The organism is Bradyrhizobium sp. C9 (assembly GCF_002532045.1).
Taxonomy (GTDB): domain Bacteria; phylum Pseudomonadota; class Alphaproteobacteria; order Rhizobiales; family Xanthobacteraceae; genus Bradyrhizobium.
Map to the genome: position 1 here is coordinate 61438 of NZ_NWTG01000031.1, position 17749 is coordinate 79186.

16 protein-coding genes are annotated in these 17749 nt (G+C 64.7%); 5 read left to right on the plus strand and 11 right to left on the minus strand.

All coding sequences use genetic code 11. The features are described from left to right. Positions 1 to 35: 35 nt before the first annotated feature. From CO675_RS35330 to hutI, 11 genes are all read right to left on the minus strand, one after another. Positions 36 to 1073, minus strand: coding sequence for an aliphatic amidase (locus CO675_RS35330; RefSeq protein WP_092125395.1), 1038 nt, complete (start codon positions 1071 to 1073; stop codon positions 36 to 38). 33 nt (positions 1074 to 1106) lie between these two features. Next, on the minus strand, positions 1107 to 1799 hold the full coding sequence (gene urtE / locus CO675_RS35335) for an urea ABC transporter ATP-binding subunit UrtE (protein ID WP_097676504.1): 693 nt from the start codon (positions 1797 to 1799) through the stop codon (positions 1107 to 1109). Continuing rightward, positions 1792 to 2544: an urea ABC transporter ATP-binding protein UrtD gene (urtD, locus tag CO675_RS35340; RefSeq protein ID WP_097676505.1), complete on the minus strand. Its 753-nt coding sequence runs from the start codon at positions 2542 to 2544 to the stop codon at positions 1792 to 1794. The genes urtE and urtD overlap by 8 nt, the downstream gene beginning before the upstream one ends. Beyond that, positions 2541 to 3680: an urea ABC transporter permease subunit UrtC gene (gene urtC / locus CO675_RS35345; protein WP_097676506.1), complete on the minus strand. Its 1140-nt coding sequence runs from the start codon at positions 3678 to 3680 to the stop codon at positions 2541 to 2543. The genes urtD and urtC overlap by 4 nt, the downstream gene beginning before the upstream one ends. 16 nt (positions 3681 to 3696) lie before the next feature. After that, positions 3697 to 4566 (minus strand): urea ABC transporter permease subunit UrtB, encoded by an 870-nt coding sequence (gene urtB, locus CO675_RS35350; RefSeq protein ID WP_097676507.1) that lies wholly within the window; start codon positions 4564 to 4566, stop codon positions 3697 to 3699. A 125-nt stretch (positions 4567 to 4691) separates the two neighbouring features. Next, a complete protein-coding gene (locus CO675_RS35355) occupies positions 4692 to 5942 on the minus strand; it encodes a transporter substrate-binding domain-containing protein (RefSeq protein WP_245453048.1) in 1251 nt (416 codons plus the stop codon). A 127-nt stretch (positions 5943 to 6069) separates the two neighbouring features. Next, positions 6070 to 6711: an ANTAR domain-containing response regulator gene (locus CO675_RS35360; protein ID WP_092125390.1), complete on the minus strand. Its 642-nt coding sequence runs from the start codon at positions 6709 to 6711 to the stop codon at positions 6070 to 6072. Then, entirely contained in the window at positions 6708 to 7862 is a 1155-nt protein-coding gene (locus CO675_RS35365) for a transporter substrate-binding domain-containing protein (RefSeq protein ID WP_050400285.1), read from the minus strand. Before CO675_RS35365 ends, CO675_RS35360 begins: the two co-directional genes overlap by 4 nt. A gap of 372 nt (positions 7863 to 8234) precedes the next feature. Beyond that, positions 8235 to 9902 (minus strand): urocanate hydratase, encoded by a 1668-nt coding sequence (gene hutU, locus CO675_RS35370; RefSeq protein WP_097676509.1) that lies wholly within the window; start codon positions 9900 to 9902, stop codon positions 8235 to 8237. Between the two features lie 18 nt (positions 9903 to 9920). Beyond that, positions 9921 to 11480 carry a histidine ammonia-lyase gene (hutH, locus tag CO675_RS35375; protein WP_097676510.1) on the minus strand — a complete coding sequence of 520 codons (1560 nt, stop codon included), beginning with the start codon at positions 11478 to 11480 and terminating at the stop codon, positions 9921 to 9923. Then, positions 11477 to 12691 (minus strand): imidazolonepropionase, encoded by a 1215-nt coding sequence (hutI, locus tag CO675_RS35380; protein WP_097676511.1) that lies wholly within the window; start codon positions 12689 to 12691, stop codon positions 11477 to 11479. Before hutI ends, hutH begins: the two co-directional genes overlap by 4 nt. 85 nt (positions 12692 to 12776) lie before the next feature. Between hutI and CO675_RS35385 the strand changes: the two genes are divergently transcribed. From CO675_RS35385 to CO675_RS35405, 5 genes are all read left to right on the plus strand, one after another. Then, the gene (locus CO675_RS35385) at positions 12777 to 14135 is read left to right on the plus strand and encodes a formimidoylglutamate deiminase (RefSeq protein WP_097676512.1); all 1359 of its coding nucleotides are present in this window, start codon (positions 12777 to 12779) and stop codon (positions 14133 to 14135) included. Further along, positions 14132 to 14875, plus strand: coding sequence for a histidine utilization transcriptional repressor HutC (gene hutC, locus CO675_RS35390; RefSeq protein WP_097676513.1), 744 nt, complete (start codon positions 14132 to 14134; stop codon positions 14873 to 14875). The genes CO675_RS35385 and hutC overlap by 4 nt, the downstream gene beginning before the upstream one ends. A 131-nt stretch (positions 14876 to 15006) precedes the next feature. Continuing rightward, a complete protein-coding gene (locus tag CO675_RS35395; RefSeq protein ID WP_097676514.1) occupies positions 15007 to 15951 on the plus strand; it encodes an ABC transporter substrate-binding protein in 945 nt (314 codons plus the stop codon). Between the two features lie 77 nt (positions 15952 to 16028). After that, complete coding sequence (locus CO675_RS35400) at positions 16029 to 16802, plus strand: ABC transporter permease (protein WP_097676515.1); 774 nt, start codon at positions 16029 to 16031, stop codon at positions 16800 to 16802. Beyond that, entirely contained in the window at positions 16799 to 17584 is a 786-nt protein-coding gene (locus tag CO675_RS35405) for an ABC transporter ATP-binding protein (protein WP_198964860.1), read from the plus strand. Before CO675_RS35400 ends, CO675_RS35405 begins: the two co-directional genes overlap by 4 nt. The last annotated feature ends 165 nt before the right edge of the window (positions 17585 to 17749 follow it).

The window sequence follows — 17749 nt, forward strand, 5'->3', positions numbered from 1 at the left end:
CGAATCATCGCGCCGGCACAGCTCGGTTTTTCCAATCAACGATGTGCGACTTTCTGGTTCGGAATGCCCTCGATGGGACATTCGTCGGTCCCGACGGTCGGACGGGTCATGGCTTCAACCATCTCCCGCGTACCTTCGGGGTCCGTGATCCAGTTCTTGTAGAAGGTGTACGGACAGACCGCGTGGCCGCGATCGCCCTCTCCGGAGTTGATCAGGCCGGTATAGCCGCGGTGCATCAGCTTGAAGAGATGGTTCTGCGACTGCATGTTGCGGCGGGCGTCGCGGATCAGCGACACCGAGAGCTGGGCGTACTGGATGCCGTTCTCCTCTGTACCGCACTCGCCGAGCGTCCTTCCGTCGAAGCCGATGAGCGCGGAATGGCCGAAGTAGGAATAGACGCCGTCGAATCCGGAAGCATTGGCGACCGCGACGTAGCAATTGTTGGCCCAGGCCATCGATTTCGAGATCTGGATCTGCTGCTCCTTGGCCGGATACATGTAGCCCTGGCAGCGGACGATCAATTCGGCGCCGCGCATCGCGCAGTCACGCCAGATCTCCGGATAGTTGCCGTCGTCGCAGATGATCAGGCTGATCTTCAGCCCCTTCGGCCCTTCCGAGACGTAGGTGCAGTCGCCGGGATACCAGCCCTCGATCGGCACCCACGGCATGATCTTGCGATACTTCTGAACGATCTCGCCCTTGTCGTTCATCAGGATCAGCGTGTTGTACGGTGCCTTGTTGGGATGCTCCTCGTGGCGCTCGCCGGTCAGCGAGAACACGCCCCAGACCTTGGCCTTGCGGCAGGCGTCGGCGAAGATGCGGGTTTCCTCGCCCGGCACCGACGAGGCCGTCTCGTACATCTCCTTGGAGTCGTACATGATGCCGTGGGTCGAGTATTCCGGGAAGATCACGAGATCCATGCCCGGCAGGCCGAGCTTCATGCCTTCGACCATCTTGGCGATGTTGCGCGCGTTATCCAGCACTTCGGCCTTGGTGTGCAGGCGCGGCATCTTGTAGTTGACCACGGCGACGCCGACCGTGTCCTTGCTGCTCGATATATCTCCATGCAACATGTCTCGACTCCCTTTCTGAACGATAAATTCCCGCTACACGGCCATGTGCAGCTGGATGAGATCATCGGTGAGCTCACCGATCGCGCCCTTGGCGACGACGCGTCCCTTTTCGAGCAGCGCGAAGCGGTGAGACGCGCGCCGCGCGAACGCGACGTTCTGTTCGACCAGCACGACCGTGATGCCGCGCTCGCGGTTGAGGCGGGTGATCACGTCCTCGATCTGCTCGACGATGTTCGGCTGGATGCCCTCGGTCGGCTCGTCCAGCAGGATGACCTTGGGCTGGGCAAGCAGCGCGCGTGCGATCGCAAGCTGCTGCTGCTGACCGCCGGAGAGATTGCCGCCGTAGCGGTTGAGGAAATCCTTGAGCACCGGAAACAGCTCGAGCACCCACTCCTCGATGCCGTTGGCCGATTTCGCTGCGAAGGTTCCAAGCGTCAGATTCTCCCGCACGGTGAACTTCGGCAAGATCCCGCGGCCTTGCGGCACATAGGCGATGCCCGCCTTGGCGCGCTGATAGGTGCGCAACGGCGAGATGTCGGTGCCGTCGAGCGACAGACGCCCGGTGCACCGGTCCATCAGGCCGAGGATGCTGCGCATCAACGTGGTCTTGCCGACGCCGTTGCGGCCGAGCACCGACAGGAATTCGCCGTTGCCGACCATCAGGTTGATGCCCTGCAGGGCGCGGCTGTTGCCATAGAACGCGTCGACGTCGGTCAGCTCAAGCATGGCTGATGCCTCCCGATCCGAGATAGGCGCGGCGCACTTCCGGATGTGCCTCCACCTCCGCTGCGGTGCCCTCGGCCAGCATCTGGCCCATATGCATCACCGAAATGATGTCGCCGATCGCCTTGACGAAGCCCATGTCGTGCTCGACCACGATCAAGGTGTGCTTGCCCTTCAGCCGCACGAACAGTTCGGCGGTCTTGCGGGTTTCCTGCGCCGTCATACCGGCGGTCGGCTCGTCCATCAGAATCAGCTCGGCGTCCTGGGCGACCAGCATGCCGATCTCGAGCCATTGGGTCTGGCCGTGCGACAGATAGGCGGCCGGCCGGTCGAGCTGCTCGGTGAGCCCGACCAGTTCGGCAAGACGTTCGATGTCGTCGCGCCCGGCGTTGCCGATGTTCCAGTGCAGATTGCCGAGCACGGAGGTGCGGCGCGCCCGCGCCACTTCGAGATTGTCGCTGACCGAGAGCTCGCGGAACACACTCGGCACCTGGAACTTGCGGCCGACACCGGCACGGGCGATCTCGTATTCCTCGAGATCCTGCAGCGCGGTGCCGTCAAAGCTGACGGTGCCGGCGCTCGGCTTGACCTTGCCGCAGATGATGTCCAGCGCCGTGGTCTTGCCGGCGCCGTTCGGCCCGATCAGGCAGCGCAGCTCGCCCTTGCGCACGCTCATGTTGAGCGAATTGAGCGCCTTGAAACCGTTGAAGCTGACCGAGACGTCGCGGAGGTCGAGATGGGAGCTCATGTGCTGCCCTCCGTCTGGCTGACACCGCGGGCGACCGCGCTGCCGGCAGCCTGTCTGCGCTGGGCAACCCAGCGCCAGGTGGACTGCGCGAGGCCGGCGAGCCCTTTGGGCAGGAACAGCACCACGAGCACGAACAACGCGCCCATCACCAGCGTCCAGGTCTCCAGGAACGCCGCGGATTCCGACAGCGCGCCCTGCATGCCCGCGACCAGCACCGCGCCGAGGAACGCGCCGACCAGGCTCTGCCTGCCGCCGACCGCGCACCACACCACCACCGAGAGCGAGAGCTGCACGCCGAGGAAGGTCGGCGAGGCAAACTCCATCACCACCGTGTAGAGCATGCCGGCGAGGCCCGCGATCGCAGCCGATAGCGCGAACACGAAGATCTGGTAGAGCGCGACGTCGTAGCCGAAGTAGCGCACCCTGCTTTCGTGGTCGCGGATCGCCTGCACGATCAGGCCGGCCCTGGACTTGGTGAAGGCAAAGGCCACCAGCAGGCTCAGCAGCACACATCCGGCGACGAGGTAGTAGGTCGCGCGGCCATAGGCATCGAACGCGATGCCGAACAGCTCGAGCTGGGCGAGATCGGTGATTCCGTTGAAGCCACCGGTGTAGCTCTGCTGGTCGATGATCACGAGATTGATCACCACCATGGTGGCGAGCGTGATGATCGAGACGTAGACGCCGGTGACCCGTCCCCGGAACATGAACCAGCCGAGCCCCGCCGCGACCAGCGCCGGCACGAGCAGGCCCGCCGCGATAGCGAAGCTGAGCGACCGGAACGGCTCCCAGAACCACGGCAGATGCTGGACATTGTTCCAGACCATGAAGTCCGGCAGTCCGCTGGCCCCCGTATGCACAGGCACGGTCTTGAGCTTCAGCGCCATCGCCATGGCGTAGGAGCCGAGCCCGAAGCTCATCGCCTGGCCGAGATTGAGGATGCCGCCGAAGCCCCAGGACAGCCCGAGCGATATCGTGAGGATGCCCAATACCAGATAGCGCGCGACCTTGTTGAGCAGGAAGTCGTTGTTGAGCAGCACCGGGAGCGCGAACATCAGGGCGCAGACGATCAGCAGAGGTGCAAGCTGCGCGATCAGGCGCTGCAATCCGCTGGAGTTAGGAGCATTCGACGGCATAGATGAGCGATCTGTCTCAGGCCCGCACGCGTGCGGTGAAAAGCCCCTCGGGGCGGAAACGAATGAGCACGACGATGGCGAGCAGCACGATCGTCTTGGCGACCGTGTCGTTCTGCAGGAAGGCGATGCCGCCGGAGAGCTCGCCGAGGATGAAGGCGCTCGCCACGGTGCCGGCGAGGCTCTGCACGCCGCCGAGCACGACCACCATGAAGGCGTCGACCACGTAGCCGGTGCCCATATCGGGCGACACGCTCTTGAGCGGCGACACCAGCGCGCCGGCAAGTCCGGCAAGGCCGGCGCCATAGGCGAAGGTCAGCGCATAGACCCGCTTGGCGTTGATGCCGAACGAGGCTGCGACCGAGCGGTCCTGGATGATGGCACGCAGCTTCATCCCGACCGTGGTGCGGTTCATGAGCATCCAGGTCGCACCGAACAGCGCGATCGACACGACGAACAGGAACACCCGATACGACGATATCGGGATGCCGAACACGTTCATGCTGTCGGCCAACGCCGGCGGCAGCTGCACATAGCGCAGCTCGCTGCCGACCATCAGCCGCACTGCTTGTTGCAGCATGATGCCGACGCCCCAGGTGGCGAGGATCGTATCGAGCGGCCGGTTGTTGAGCAGGCTCAGCACGTAACGTTCGATGACCCAGCCGAACGCCGCAACCACCAGGAAGATCGGAACGAGGCTCGCCAGCAGGCCGAGCCCGAGATAGGTGTGGAACACCCAGGCGGCGTAAGCGCCGAGCATCACGAACTCGCCATGGGCGAGATTGATGATGCCCATCGAGCCGTAGATGATGGACAGTCCCAGCGCCACCAGCAGCAGGATCGACCCGATGCTGAGGCCTGTGACGATTTGTTCGATGAATTGGTCCACGTCGGGATCCGCTTTCGATATTCGATTTGGTGCGTCATGCGCCCCTCGCATGTGTACGAGAGGCCGCTTTCGTTGCCGGAAGCCGGCCGCCGGCGCCGCACGCCGACGGCCGTCGTCGGCCCCCGTCAGCTCTTCTCGACCAGGCCCTTCTCGGTGCAGGACTGCCCGGGATAGGCCGCGTAAGGCACCGGCTTCAGCCAATCCTTGGCCTCGACGAGAATCTCGAACTGGCCGTTCGACTTCGCCTGCGCGATCTTGGGCCACAGCCAGGTGTGCAGATTCTCCGGCTCGATCTGAACCTTGCCCTGCGGCGCGATCATGCTCTGGCCCTTGACCGCATCGCGGATGTTCGGCGGCGTGAGGTCGCTGGTCGCAAGCTTCTCGACCGCCTGCTTGAACAGATAGGTCTGGAAGTAGCAGGCCTCGGAGACGAAATGCGTCACCTTGTCGGCGCCCCAGCGCTTCTTGTAGGCCTCGACGAACTTCTCGTTCTCGGGCGACTTGTGCACCATGAAGTACGGCGCCGAGGTGAAGTGACCGGCAGCAGCCTCGCCGCCCATCGCCGCGACCTCGTTCTCGGAGGTCGTGAGACTCGCCATCGGCATCTTCTCGGGATCGAGACCGGCCGCCTTGTACTGACGATGCAGTGCGACCACGGAATCGCCGACCACGGTGGAGAAGATCACGTTCGGCTGCGTCGAGCGGATCTTGTTGATGACGGAAGAGAATTCGGAATGGCCGAGCGGCACATATTCTTCCGCCACGACTTCGCCGCCGAGCTTCTCGAGCAGCTTCTTGCAGTAGTTGTTCTCTTCCTTCGGATAGATGTAGTTGGAGCCGATCAGATAGAACTTCTTGCCGAACTTCTTGACCAGCCACGGCACGAACTCGTCCTGCTGCTGGTTCGGCACCGCGCCGGTGTAGATGACGTTCTTGGAGCACTCGCGGCCCTCATAGAGCGTCGGATACCAATAGAGATTGTTCTGCCGCTCGAAGACCGGAAGCACCGCCTTGCGGCTCGCCGAGGTGTAGGAGCCGAATACGCTGACGCATTTGTCGCCGACCACGAGCTTGCGCGCCTTCTCCGAGAACGTCGCCGGATCCGACGCGGGATCCTCGACGATCGGCACGATCTTGCTGCCCTTGATGCCGCCGGCGGCGTTGATTTCCTCGATCGCGAGCAGCGTCGCCTTGTTGAGCGATTCCTCGATGATCGCGGTCGTTCCCGTCAGCGAGAACAGCACGCCGACCTTGATCTCGCCGCCCGCGGCGTAAGCGAGGTCGGCGTTCTTGATCCAGATATGCGGCAGTCCGGCGCCGGCAAATGCGCCAAGCGCCGCGGTATTCCTCAGCAAAGTCCGCCGTGAAATGCTCATCCCTAGCTCCCTTCAGGACTGAAAAAACAAAAAGCCCTCCCGATGCGCGCTTACGCGAGCATTGGGAGGGCTTTGTTGCCGGTTGTGTCGAAGGCGGCGCTGTCGCCGCCGGCCCCGCTATTGGGGCTTACTGTTGATGATCGTAGCCAAGCAGTTCGAACGAGTCAACAATCGCCGCGGCGACTGCACTTGCCGACACGCGACGATCCATCGCCTGCCGTCTGATGAATCCATAGGCTTCGGTTTCCGGCATCTGGCGCGTTGCCATCAGGATGGCCTTGGCGCGTTCCACCGTACGCATCGAGCGCAGATTGTCGTCGAGCTTCTCGATCTTGCTGCGCAGCCGCCGTTCGTAGCTGAACTGGCTGCGCGCCAGCACGAGGCTGGACAGCACTGCATTCTGCGTGAACGGCCGCGGCAGAACCGCGTTGGGCGTCGCATGACACAGCGCATCGGCGTGAACGGCTTCCGTCGCTGGCAGGATCACGACCAGCGCGGAACGCGCATCGCCTGGAATCCACGGCAGGCGCCGCGCGAGATCCGGCGAATATTCGCAGTACACCACGTCGGCATCGGCCGGCACGCTCTCCGGCATCGGCCAAACCTGGCGCACCCGCATCCTGAACCGCTGTAATTCGCGGAGCAACATGCCGACCTGATCGTCGACCGGCGCGACAACCACGGCCGACAGATCGGCCAGTTCCTGCACCATGGTCTTGCGTCCGCCGACGTCTCGGCTCAGCGACGGCTTACGCGACTGCTCGTTCATTGGACGCTTCCTGTTTGCGTTGCTCGACCATACCCGATCAGGAACGGATCCGCATGCACCGGCTCCTTCGACTGGCTGACCACGTCGAACTGTCCCTGGCGGTTGGCGCGTCCGATGCGGGTCCACAGATCGGTGTGGCCCGACATCGGGTTGACGGTGACGGCACCTTGCGGTGCATCAAAGCTGGTACCGAACACCATCGAGCGAAGCACTTCCGTGTCGAGCGAATTGACCTGCTCGAGCGCCTTCGCAAACAGATGCAGCTGGAAATAGGATGCCTCGGCGCACATGTTGGTGGAGATATCGGCGCCGAACCGCTTCTTGAAGCGCTGCACGAATGCGTTGTTGGCACTGCCCTCGACGCCCTGGAAATAGGATGCCGCGGTGACGTGTCCTTCGCCGACGTCGAAGCCCATGGCGGCGATTTCGGCTTCCGTCGTGGTCAGGCTGGCGATCGGCACTTGCTTTGGATCGAGCCCGACATTCGCGTAGGCCTGATAGAGGAAGACCGTGCCCTCCCCCACGACGGTCGAGAAGATCACGTCGGGCCTGACCCGCTTGATGTCCTGGATGATCGGGACGAAGTCCTGCCAGCGCGCATAGACATTGACGTAGCGTTCGCCGACCACCGAGCCGCCGTTGCTCTTCAGCAGCTCCCGCATCACCCGGTTGGATTCGCGCGGATAGATGTAATCAGACCCCACGAAATAGAATCGTGTTCCGAACGTATCCATCAAGTAGCGGCACAGTGCGAGGCTGTTCTGATTCGGTGAGGCGCCGGTGTAGATGACGTTCGGCGACGCCTCGAAACCTTCATAGAGTGTCGGGTACCAGAGCAGGCCGTTGAGCCGTTCGACCACCGGCAGCACGGCCTTGCGGCTTGACGAGGTGTAACAGCCGAAGATGGTGCTGACCTGATCCTCGACCATCAGCCGCTTGGCGTAGTGACCATAGGCGGCTGAATCCGAGCCGGGGTCGTAGGCGACGGGAACCAGCTCGCGGCCGCAGACCCCGCCTCCCTCGTTCACCTCCTCGATCGCAAGCTGCGTGCCCTGATACTGGGTCTCCTCGATCACCGACATGAAGCCGGTTCGCGAGAACAGCACGCCTATCCGCCACGGAGCGGAGGTCGCTTGAATAGGGTTCGACATGATCAGGCCCTCGACAGAATTGGAGGGACGAGAGGGATTATTGTTCTTGTTGCTCTCGAACAGCATTGCCGGGGGCGGAAGATTGCATGTCATCTGCCGCGAGACAAGCACCCAGGCAGCTCATCCTGTCAGCGCCGCTGACGCGAAAGCAGGCAATCGGGATGTCGCCAGCGACGGATCACAGGTGCAGCGCCCGGCGGAGCATCTATCTCAGGTAGCTGCATCGCCGACCTCCCGCATCAAGGCTCGCCGGTCACCTCGCGGACATCAACCAGAAGGTTGAGAGCCGCAAGGCGATTGCGCGCTAAGCTGTGCAGTTCCGATCGGAAGACGCGCCTGAACTGCAAGTGACTCCCGAACCAACGGCCGCCGTCAGCGCAAGCTCGGCAGATCGAGCCCGTTGGCGCGAGCGCATTCGATCGCGGTTTCATATCCGGCGTCGGCGTGGCGCATGACCCCCGTCGCCGGATCGTTCCACAGCACGCGTTCGAGCCGGCGCGCCGCCTCCGGTGTGCCGTCTGCGACGATCACCATGCCGGCGTGCTGCGAATAGCCGATGCCGACGCCGCCGCCATGGTGCAGCGACACCCAGGTGGCGCCGCTCGCACAGTTGAGCAGCGCGTTGAGCAGCGGCCAGTCGGACACCGCATCGGAGCCGTCGCGCATCGCCTCGGTCTCACGGTTCGGGCTTGCCACCGAGCCGCTGTCGAGATGATCGCGGCCGATCACGATCGGCGCCTTGAGCTCGCCACGCGCCACCATCTCGTTGAAGGCAAGGCCGAGCCGATGGCGGTCGCCGAGGCCGACCCAGCAGATCCGCGCCGGCAGCCCCTGGAACTTGATGCGCGCCTTCGCCATGTCGAGCCAGTTGTGCAGATGACCATCGTTGGGCATCAGCTCCTTGACCTTCGCATCGGTCTTGAAGATGTCCTCGGGGTCGCCCGACAACGCCGCCCAGCGGAACGGCCCGACGCCGCGGCAGAACAGCGGACGGATGTAGGCCGGAACGAAACCGGGAAAGTCGAACGCCTGCTTCAGGCCCATGTCCTTGGCCATCTGGCGGATGTTGTTGCCGTAGTCGAGCGTCGGGATTCCCTGCGCGTGGAAATCCAGCATCGCCTGGACGTGATCGACCATCGAGGTCTTCGCCGCGGTCTCGACCGCCTTCGGATCGGCGGCGCGCCGCGCCTCCCATTCGGCGAGCGTCCATCCCTTCGGCAGATAGCCGTTGATCGGATCATGCGCGCTGGTCTGGTCGGTGACGATGTCCGGCCGCACGCCGCGGCGCACCAACTCGGGAAAGATCTCGGCCGCATTGCCGAGCAGACCGACCGACACCGGCTTTTGGGTCTTGGCTGCGTCGGCGATGATTGCGAGGGCTTCGTCGAGCGACGTCGCCTGCCGGTCGAGATACCCCGTGCGCAGCCGCATCTCGATGCGGCTCGGCTGGCACTCGACCGCGAGCATCGAAGCGCCGGCCATGGTCGCGGCCAGCGGCTGCGCGCCGCCCATGCCGCCAAGGCCCGCCGTCAGGATCCATTTGCCGGCGAGGCTGCCGTTATAGTGCCGGCGGCCGACCTCGACGAATGTCTCGTAGGTCCCCTGCACGATCCCCTGGCTGCCGATATAGATCCACGACCCTGCCGTCATCTGGCCGAACATCATCAGACCCTGGCGATCGAGCTCGTTGAAATGGTCGAGCGTCGCCCAGTGCGGCACCAGATTCGAATTCGCGATCAGGACGCGCGGTGCGTCCGCATGGGTGCGGAAAATCCCGACCGGCTTGCCGGACTGTACGAGGAGCGTCTGGTCGCCTTCGAGCTTGCGCAAGGAGGCGGCGATCCGGTCAAAGCTCTCCCAGTCGCGCGCCGCACGGCCGATGCCGCCATAGACCACGAGCTCGCTCGGACGCTCGGCGACATCGGGATCCAGATTGTTCATCAACATGCGCAGCGGCGCTTCGGTCAGCCAGCTCTTCGCGCTGATGTCGGAGCCGCGGGGAGCGCGGATGATACGTTCGTTATCCAGTCGGCGGTTCATGACGGATGTCCCTGTCGGCTACGCAAGTTTTGGAAACGGATCGGATGAAAGGGCCGCGATCGCAGCGGCAGGCAACGCGTCGGCTTCGACCAGCGACGCTGCCCGCGCGAGATCGTCAGCCATGTAACGGTCCGCGGCGAGCGCCGGAACATGCGCGCGCAGCGCCGCAATGACCGCAGCGAGCGGCACGCTGGTCGAGTGTGGTGCGCGCAGCGTGATGCCCTGCGCGGCGACCAGAAGCTCGATGCCGAGGATGGCCGCGAGGTTGTCGGCCATGTCGGACAGCCGGCGCGCGGCGTGTGCCGCCATCGAGACGTGATCCTCCTGATTGGCGCTGGTCGGCGTGGAATCGATCGAGCACGGCATCGCGCGCTGCTTGTTCTCGGCATAAAGCGCGGCCGCCGTCACCTCGGCGATCATGAACCCGGAATTGATGCCGGGCTCGGGCGTCAGGAACGGCGGCAGGCCAAAATTCAGCGCCGGATCGACGAGGGTCGCGATCCGGCGCTCGCTGGTAGCGCCGATCTCCGAAAGCGCCAGCGCGATCTGGTCGGCGGCGAACGCCACCGGCTCGGCGTGGAAATTGCCGCCCGAGACAATCTCGGAGGTCTCGACCAGGACCAGCGGGTTATCCGTTACGGCATTGGCCTCAATCGTCAGTCCGCGCGCGGCGCGTACCAGCAGGTCGAGCACCGCGCCCGCAACCTGCGGCTGGCAGCGCAGGCAATATGGATCCTGCACCCGCTCGTCGCCTTCGAGGTGCGATTGCCGGATGTCGCTGCCATCGAGCAACGCGGTCAGCGCCGCAGCCGCTGCGATCTGCCCATCATGGCCACGCAAGGACTGGATCTCCGGACGAAACGGCACCGTGGATGCCATCGCCGCATCGACCGACAGCGCGCCGGTCACCAGCGCGGCACGCGCCAGACGATGCGCGCGCAGCACGCCGGAAATCGCATAGGCGGTCGAAAACTGCGTGCCGTTGATCAGCGCGAGCCCCTCCTTGGGCCCGAGCGTCAGCGGCGCGAGCCCCGCAGCGGCAAGCGCGTCACGACCCGGCACGATCCTGCCATCAAGGAATGCCTGCCCTTCCCCGATCATGACTGCCGTCATATGGGCAAGCGGCGCCAGATCGCCGGAGGCGCCGACCGAGCCCTGCTGCGGCACAAGCGGTACGACGCCGCGCGCCAGCATGCCCTGCAACTGCTCGATCACATCGCGCCGCACGCCGGATGCGCCGCGGCCGAGCGAAATGACCTTCAGCGCCATCATCAAGCGCACGATCGGTTCGGGCGTGGCCGGCCCAACTCCGCAGCAATGCGACAGGATCAGGTTGCGTTGAAGCAGCGCCGTCTGATCAGGCGCGATGCGCGTCGAGGCCAGCTTCCCGAAACCGGTATTGATCCCGTACACGGGAATGTCGATCTGCGCCGCTTTCGCCACAATTGCCGCAGCTGCCTCGACGCGCGGCCAGAACGACGGATCGAGCGCGATGGCCGCGCCGGCAAGCACGCGCGCTAGCACGTCGAGGCCGACCGTGCCGGGCGTCACGACAATTGGAGCGTCGGTATCGCTCATTGCCCTCTCCACACCCGGCTGTGCAGCGGATTGAAGCCGATGCGGTAGACCAGCTCGGCGGGGCGCTCGATGTCCCAGATCGCCAGATCGCACCATTTGCCGGCCTCGAGCGTACCGGTCTCGTCGAGCACGCCGAGCGCGCGCGCCCCTTCCCGCGTCACCCCGGCAAGGCATTCGGCGACGGTCATCCGGAACAGCGTTGCGCCCATGTTCATCGCAAGCAGGAGCGAGGTCAGCGGCGAGCTGCCGGGATTGCAGTCGGTCGCCAGCGCCATGTGCACGCCGTGGCTGCGGAACAGCTCGACCGGCGGCTTCTGCGTTTCACGAATGAAATAGAACGCGCCGGGCAGCAGCACCGCGACCGTGCCGGCCTTGGCCATCGCGACAGCACCGGCTTCATCGGTGTGTTCCAGATGATCGGCCGATAGCGCGGAAAATTGTGCGGCGAGCGCGGCGCCGCCGAGATTCGACAACTGGTCTGCATGCAGCTTGACCGGCAGCCCGAACGCACGCGCTACGGCGAAGACCCGAGCCGTCTGCTCTCCGGAAAATGCAATGCCTTCCATGAAGCCGTCGACGGCATCGGCAAGGCCGGCCTTGGCCACCGCCGGCAGCATCTCGTTGCAGACCAGATCAATGTAGCGGTCCTTGTCGCCATCGGCTTCGGGCGGCAACGCGTGCGCACCGAGGAAGGATGTGCGGATCGCAACCGGTCGCAGGCGGCCGAGGCTGCGTGCCGCCGCAAGCTGCCGCATCTCGGTCTCGGCATTGAGGCCATAGCCGGACTTGATCTCGACGGTGGTTGCGCCCTCACCGATCAGCGCGTCCAGCCGCGGCAGCGCGCCGGCAACGAGCTCGGCCTCCGTCGCGCTGCGCGTTGCGGCAACGGTCGAGACGATTCCGCCGCCCGCGCGCGCGATTTCCTCATAGCTCGCGCCTTTGAGGCGAAGTTCGAACTCGTGCGCACGGTTGCCGCCATAGACGAGATGCGTGTGGCAATCGACCAGCCCGGGCGTGATCCAGCGGCCACCGCAATCGATCCGCTCGACGGCGTCCGCGTCCACAGGAAAGTCCGACTGCGCGCCCGCATAGGCGATGCGGCCGTCGCGCGCCGCGACCATGCCGCGCTCGATCTCACCGAGATCGGCGCGATCATCACGCATCGTGGCGAGCCGGGCATTATGCCAGATGCGGTCGAAACGCTCTGCCATGCGATCGTTCCCTTAAGGTGGGATGCTTGACTTATATGTCTAGACATATAATCGTGTCGGAGTTCTGTCCAGCCGGCATGGAAAAATGACACGACTGCATTTCGCATTCGCGCTGCTGCCCTCCGGCTGGGCCAATGACGTGCAAGTTGTGGTCACCGACGGCACGATCGCCGCAGTGTCGGCGGGCGTCGCGCCCGCCGCCGGCGACGAGTGTCACCAATTGGCGGTTCCCGGACTGGCGAGCCTGCACAGCCACGCGTTTCAGCGCGGCATGGCCGGCCTTGCCGAACTGCGCGGCGACAGCACCGATACGTTCTGGACCTGGCGCGAGACGATGTACCGCTTTGCGCTGACGATGACGCCGGACGACGTCGCCGCCGTTGCGACCCTGCTCTATGTCGAGATGCTCGAGCGCGGCTTTACCCGCGTCGGTGAGTTCCACTATCTCCATCATGATCGCGACGGCTCGCCTTACGCCAATCCGGCCGAGGTGGCCGTGCGTATCGCGGAGGCGACTGAGGCCTCCGGCATCGGGCTTACGCTGCTGCCGAGTTTCTATGCCCACGGCACTTTCGGCGGCGCAGCACCGCATGCCGGGCAGCGTCGCTTCATCTGCTCGGTCGATCAATTCGCCGCGCTGATGGCGGCATCGCGCGAGGCGATCCGGGCACTCCCCGGTGCCAACATCGGCATCGCCCCGCACAGCCTGCGCGCCGTGGCGCCGGATGAGCTCGCGGCAATCATTCCGCTTGCCGGGACGGATCCAATCCACATCCACGCCGCCGAACAGGTGCGCGAGGTGGAGGATTGCGTGGCCTGGTCGGGACAGCGACCGGTCGAATGGCTGCTTGAACATGCGCCCGTCGATCGACACTGGTGCCTGATTCATGCGACCCACATGACGGATCGGGAAGTCGCTGCGCTCGCCGGCAGCGGCGCGGTTGCCGGCCTCTGCCCGGTGACAGAAGCCAGCCTCGGCGATGGCATCTTTTCGGCGCGCGAATTCCTTGCCGCCGGCGGCCGGTTCGGCATCGGAACGGATTCCAACGTCCTGGTCGGGGTCGCCGATGAGCTTCGTCAACTCGAATACGGCCAGCGGCTCAAGCATCGCGAGCGCAATGTGCTCTCCGGGCGTCCGGGTGCATCCACCGGCCGCGCCCTGTTCGACCACGCGCTCGCCGGCGGCGCGCAGGCCCTGGCGCAGGCCAACGCGGGGCTCACGCCCGGTGCGCGCGCCGACATCGTCAGCCTCAATATCGCACACCCATCGCTGGCGGGACGGTCGGGCGATGCCGTTCTCGACGGCTGGCTGTTTGCGTCGGCAAGCGATGCGGTCGATTGCGTGTGGGCCGGCGGCGACAAGCTGGTCATGGGCGGACGGCACAGGTTGCGCGACAAGGCGCGCGAGCGGTTCAATGCCAGCGTCCGGAGGCTCGTCGCATGAGCCTCGCCTCCGAACGGGTGAAACCGGGCGCAAGCGGCAAGCCGACGCTCTACAAGCGGATCCGGCTCGACATCGAGACCCGGATCCTGACCGGCGAATGGCCCCCGGGCCACCGCATCCCGTTCGAGCACCAGTTGATGGCGCGCTATCGCTGCTCGCGCATGACGGTGAACAAGGCGCTGTCGGAACTGGCGCAGGCCGACCTGATCGAGCGGCGGCGGCGTGCCGGCTCATTCGTACGCCGACCGCAGCATCTGTCGGCAGTGCTCAAGATTGCCGACATGCGTGCCGAGATCACGGCGCTCGGCCGCAGCTACGGCTACCAGCTGATCGACTGCCGGCGGCGCACCGCGACCGCGGCCGATCGTGCCCGGCTCGGAGTGAGCACGGCCGGCAAGGTGATCGCGATCGCCTGCCGGCACAGCGCCGACAATGTGCCGTTTGCGGTCGAGGACCGGCTGATCGACCTCTCCACGGTTCCGGAAGCCGCGACCGCGGACTTTGCGCGCGAGCCGCCGGGATCATGGCTGCTGCATCATGTGCCGTGGACGGAAGCCGAACATACGATCAGCGCGGTTGTTGCGGACGACCGCACGGCAAAGGCGCTCGGCATCGCGGTCGGCGCGCCCTGCCTCGTGATCGACCGCTACACCTGGCGCAGCGCACGCACCGTGACCGCGGTGCGGCTGCATTATCCAGGCGAGACGCACCGATTGGTCGCTCGCTTCAAGGGAGGCTGAAGGCGCCTTGCGCGGCATATTTCATGCAATGCATCATGGGCCACCATCCACCGACGTTTCTGATGCGGCAATCCGCCGCGACTGACGTGAAGACATCAACAAGGTTCAATCCATCGTTCAAGGGGTCGACAATGCGTTCCTTCAAACTATTGCCCGCAATCGCAGCTCTGCTCGCGTCCACTGCCGCGTTCGCGGATGACGTCAAGGTCGGCGTCGGCATCTCCGGATGGACCGGCTTCGCGCCGCTGACGCTCGCCAAGGAGGCCGGCATCTTCAAGAAGAACGGCCTCGACGTAACCTTGAAGAAGATCCCGCAGAAGGACCGGCATCTCGCGATCGCTTCGGGCGACATCCAGTGCGCGGCGACGACGGTGGAGACCTGGATCTCCTGGAACGCGAACGGCGTCGCGACCAAGCAGATCTTCCAGCTCGACAAGAGCTACGGCGCCGACGGCATGGCCGTGCGCAACGACGTCGCCGCGATCAAGGACTTGAAGGGCAAGACCGTCGCAGCATCAGCGCCGGGCACCTCACCCTACTTCGCGCTGGCCTGGATGCTGAAGAAGAACGGCCTCACGGTGAAGGACGTCACCGTGGTGAATCTGGAGCCGGCCGCCGCGGCGCAGGCTTTCGTCTCCGGCCAGAACGACGCGGCGATGACCTACGAGCCTTATTTGTCGACGGTGCGTGCCGCCCCCGACAAGGGCAAGATCATCGCCACCACGCTCGACTATCCAATTGTGATGGACACGTTCGGCTGCACGCCGAGATTCCTGACCGACAATCCGAAGGCGGCGCAGGCGCTGGCCAACAGCTATTTCGAGGCGCTCGACATGATCGCCAAGGATCAGGCCAAGGCCTATGAGATCATGGGCGCGGACGTGAAGCAGTCCGGCGAGCAGTTCGGCAACTCGGCAAAGTACCTGCGCTGGCAGGACAAGGCCGCCAACCAGAAGTTCTTCGCCGGCGACTTCCTCACCTTCAACAAGGATGCCGCCGAGCTCCTGCTCGAGGTCGGCATCATCAAGGCCGCGCCGAAGGTCGAGGACATCTACGACGCCAGCTTCATCAAGTAACGCAGCCATCATTTCGGCCGATCCCGCCTCGCGAAAGCCGGGCGGGATCGGCGCATGAGATACGCCCGGATCAATTGATGCGTCCCCTCGAGCCCACAACATCGAAGCAGCGCGTGGTCTACGGCCTCGCCTTCTTCGTGCTGTTCGTCGCCCTCTGGTCCTGGGCGACGTTCGGCGGCCATGTGTCGAAGACATTCCTCGCCAACCCGCTGACCATGGTGCAGGAAGGCTATGAGCTGCTCGCCAAGCAAGGCTTCCTGTTCGACATCGGCATGACGATCTGGCGCGTCATCGGCGGCTTTGCGCTTGCCGCCATCATCGCGGTGCCGCTCGGCGTGCTCATGGGCGCGTACAAGCCGGTCGAGGCCTTCCTCGAACCGTTCGTGTCCTTTGCGCGCTATCTGCCGGCCTCCGCCTTCATCCCGCTGTTGATCCTGTGGGCCGGCATCGGCGAATTACAAAAGCTGCTGGTGATCTTCATCGGCGCGGTGTTTCAGATCATCCTGATGGTGGCCGTGACCGTCGGCGCCACGCGGCGCGACCTGGTCGAAGCCGCCTACACGCTCGGCGCCCGCGACAGCGGCGTCATTCGCCGCGTGCTGCTGCCGTCTGCGGCGCCCGAGATCGCCGAGATCCTGAGGCTGGTGCTCGGCTGGGCCTGGACCTACGTCATCGTGGCCGAGCTGATCGGCTCGTCGTCCGGCATCGGGCACATGATCACCGACAGCCAGGCGCTGCTCAACACCGGCCAGATCATCTTCGGCATCATCGTGATCGGGCTGATCGGCCTGATCTCCGATTTCCTGTTCAAGGCATTCAACGCCTGGCTATTCCCGTGGAAGCTCGCATGACCGCGCTCAGGATCGATCAGGTCTCGCGCACCTTCCCCGCCCGCGCCGGCAACGCGCCGACGAGGGCCCTCGAGCCGACCTCGCTCGATGTCGGCGACAATGACTTCGTCACCATCCTCGGCCCCTCCGGCTGCGGAAAGTCCACCCTGCTCCGGATCATCGCCGGGCTCGACCGGCCGACCAGCGGCCGCGTCACGCTCGACGGGCGCGAGGTCACCGGCCCCGGCGCCGATCGCGGCATGGTGTTTCAGTCCTACACTTTGTTTCCCTGGCTGACCGTGCGGGAGAACATCGCCTTCGGCCTGCGCGAGCGCGGCGTTGCGCAAGCCGAGCGCCATGACATCGCCGACGCGTTCATCCGCCGGGTCGGGCTATCCGGCTTCGAGAACCACTGGCCGAAGCAGCTGTCGGGCGGCATGCAGCAGCGCACCGCGATCGCCCGCGCGCTGGCCAATGATCCGAAGATCCTGCTGCTCGACGAGCCGTTCGGCGCGCTCGACAACCAGACGCGGGCATTGATGCAGGAGATGCTACTCGGGATCTGGGAACGCGACCAGAAGACGGTGCTGTTCGTCACCCACGACATCGAGGAAGCGATCTTCCTCGGCAGCCGCGTCATCGTGATGAGCGCACGTCCCGGCCGCATCAAGGCGGAGATCACCGTCGACCTGCCGCATCCCCGCTCCTACAAGATCAAGACCACGCCCGAATTCGTTGCCCTGAAGGAGCGGCTGGTCGAGGAGATCCGCACCGAGGCCCTGAAAGTCGCCGAACAGGCCTGACCGTCAGCGCCCTTCTAAAACCCCGTTCCGATTGAATCGAAACGGGGCTCCAGAGTCTCTTTATGACGCGTTTTCTTAACGCGAACCGGTATCCACTTCGCTCGAAAACGCTCTAGGGCCGATCGACATTCAGGATTCCCAAGTGGTTTGATCACTGATTCATAG

Bases quoted from the DNA above. Each gene is read 5' to 3' on its own strand.
- CO675_RS35365 (WP_050400285.1), bottom strand. From the start codon at position 7,862: ATGTCGAACCCTATTCAAGCGACCTCCGCTCCGTGGCGGATAGGCGTG.
- CO675_RS35355 (WP_245453048.1), bottom strand. From the start codon at position 5,942: ATGAGCATTTCACGGCGGACTTTGCTGAGGAATACCGCGGCGCTTGGC.
- hutI (WP_097676511.1), bottom strand. From the start codon at position 12,691: ATGGCAGAGCGTTTCGACCGCATCTGGCATAATGCCCGGCTCGCCACG.
- CO675_RS35395 (WP_097676514.1), top strand. From the start codon at position 15,007: ATGCGTTCCTTCAAACTATTGCCCGCAATCGCAGCTCTGCTCGCGTCC.
- urtE (WP_097676504.1), bottom strand. From the start codon at position 1,799: ATGCTTGAGCTGACCGACGTCGACGCGTTCTATGGCAACAGCCGCGCC.
- CO675_RS35400 (WP_097676515.1), top strand. From the start codon at position 16,029: ATGCGTCCCCTCGAGCCCACAACATCGAAGCAGCGCGTGGTCTACGGC.
- CO675_RS35360 (WP_092125390.1), bottom strand. From the start codon at position 6,711: ATGAACGAGCAGTCGCGTAAGCCGTCGCTGAGCCGAGACGTCGGCGGA.
- hutU (WP_097676509.1), bottom strand. From the start codon at position 9,902: ATGAACCGCCGACTGGATAACGAACGTATCATCCGCGCTCCCCGCGGC.
- hutC (WP_097676513.1), top strand. From the start codon at position 14,132: ATGAGCCTCGCCTCCGAACGGGTGAAACCGGGCGCAAGCGGCAAGCCG.
- CO675_RS35405 (WP_198964860.1), top strand. From the start codon at position 16,799: ATGACCGCGCTCAGGATCGATCAGGTCTCGCGCACCTTCCCCGCCCGC.
- CO675_RS35330 (WP_092125395.1), bottom strand. From the start codon at position 1,073: ATGTTGCATGGAGATATATCGAGCAGCAAGGACACGGTCGGCGTCGCC.
- urtC (WP_097676506.1), bottom strand. From the start codon at position 3,680: ATGCCGTCGAATGCTCCTAACTCCAGCGGATTGCAGCGCCTGATCGCG.
- CO675_RS35385 (WP_097676512.1), top strand. From the start codon at position 12,777: ATGACACGACTGCATTTCGCATTCGCGCTGCTGCCCTCCGGCTGGGCC.
- hutH (WP_097676510.1), bottom strand. From the start codon at position 11,480: ATGAGCGATACCGACGCTCCAATTGTCGTGACGCCCGGCACGGTCGGC.
- urtD (WP_097676505.1), bottom strand. From the start codon at position 2,544: ATGAGCTCCCATCTCGACCTCCGCGACGTCTCGGTCAGCTTCAACGGT.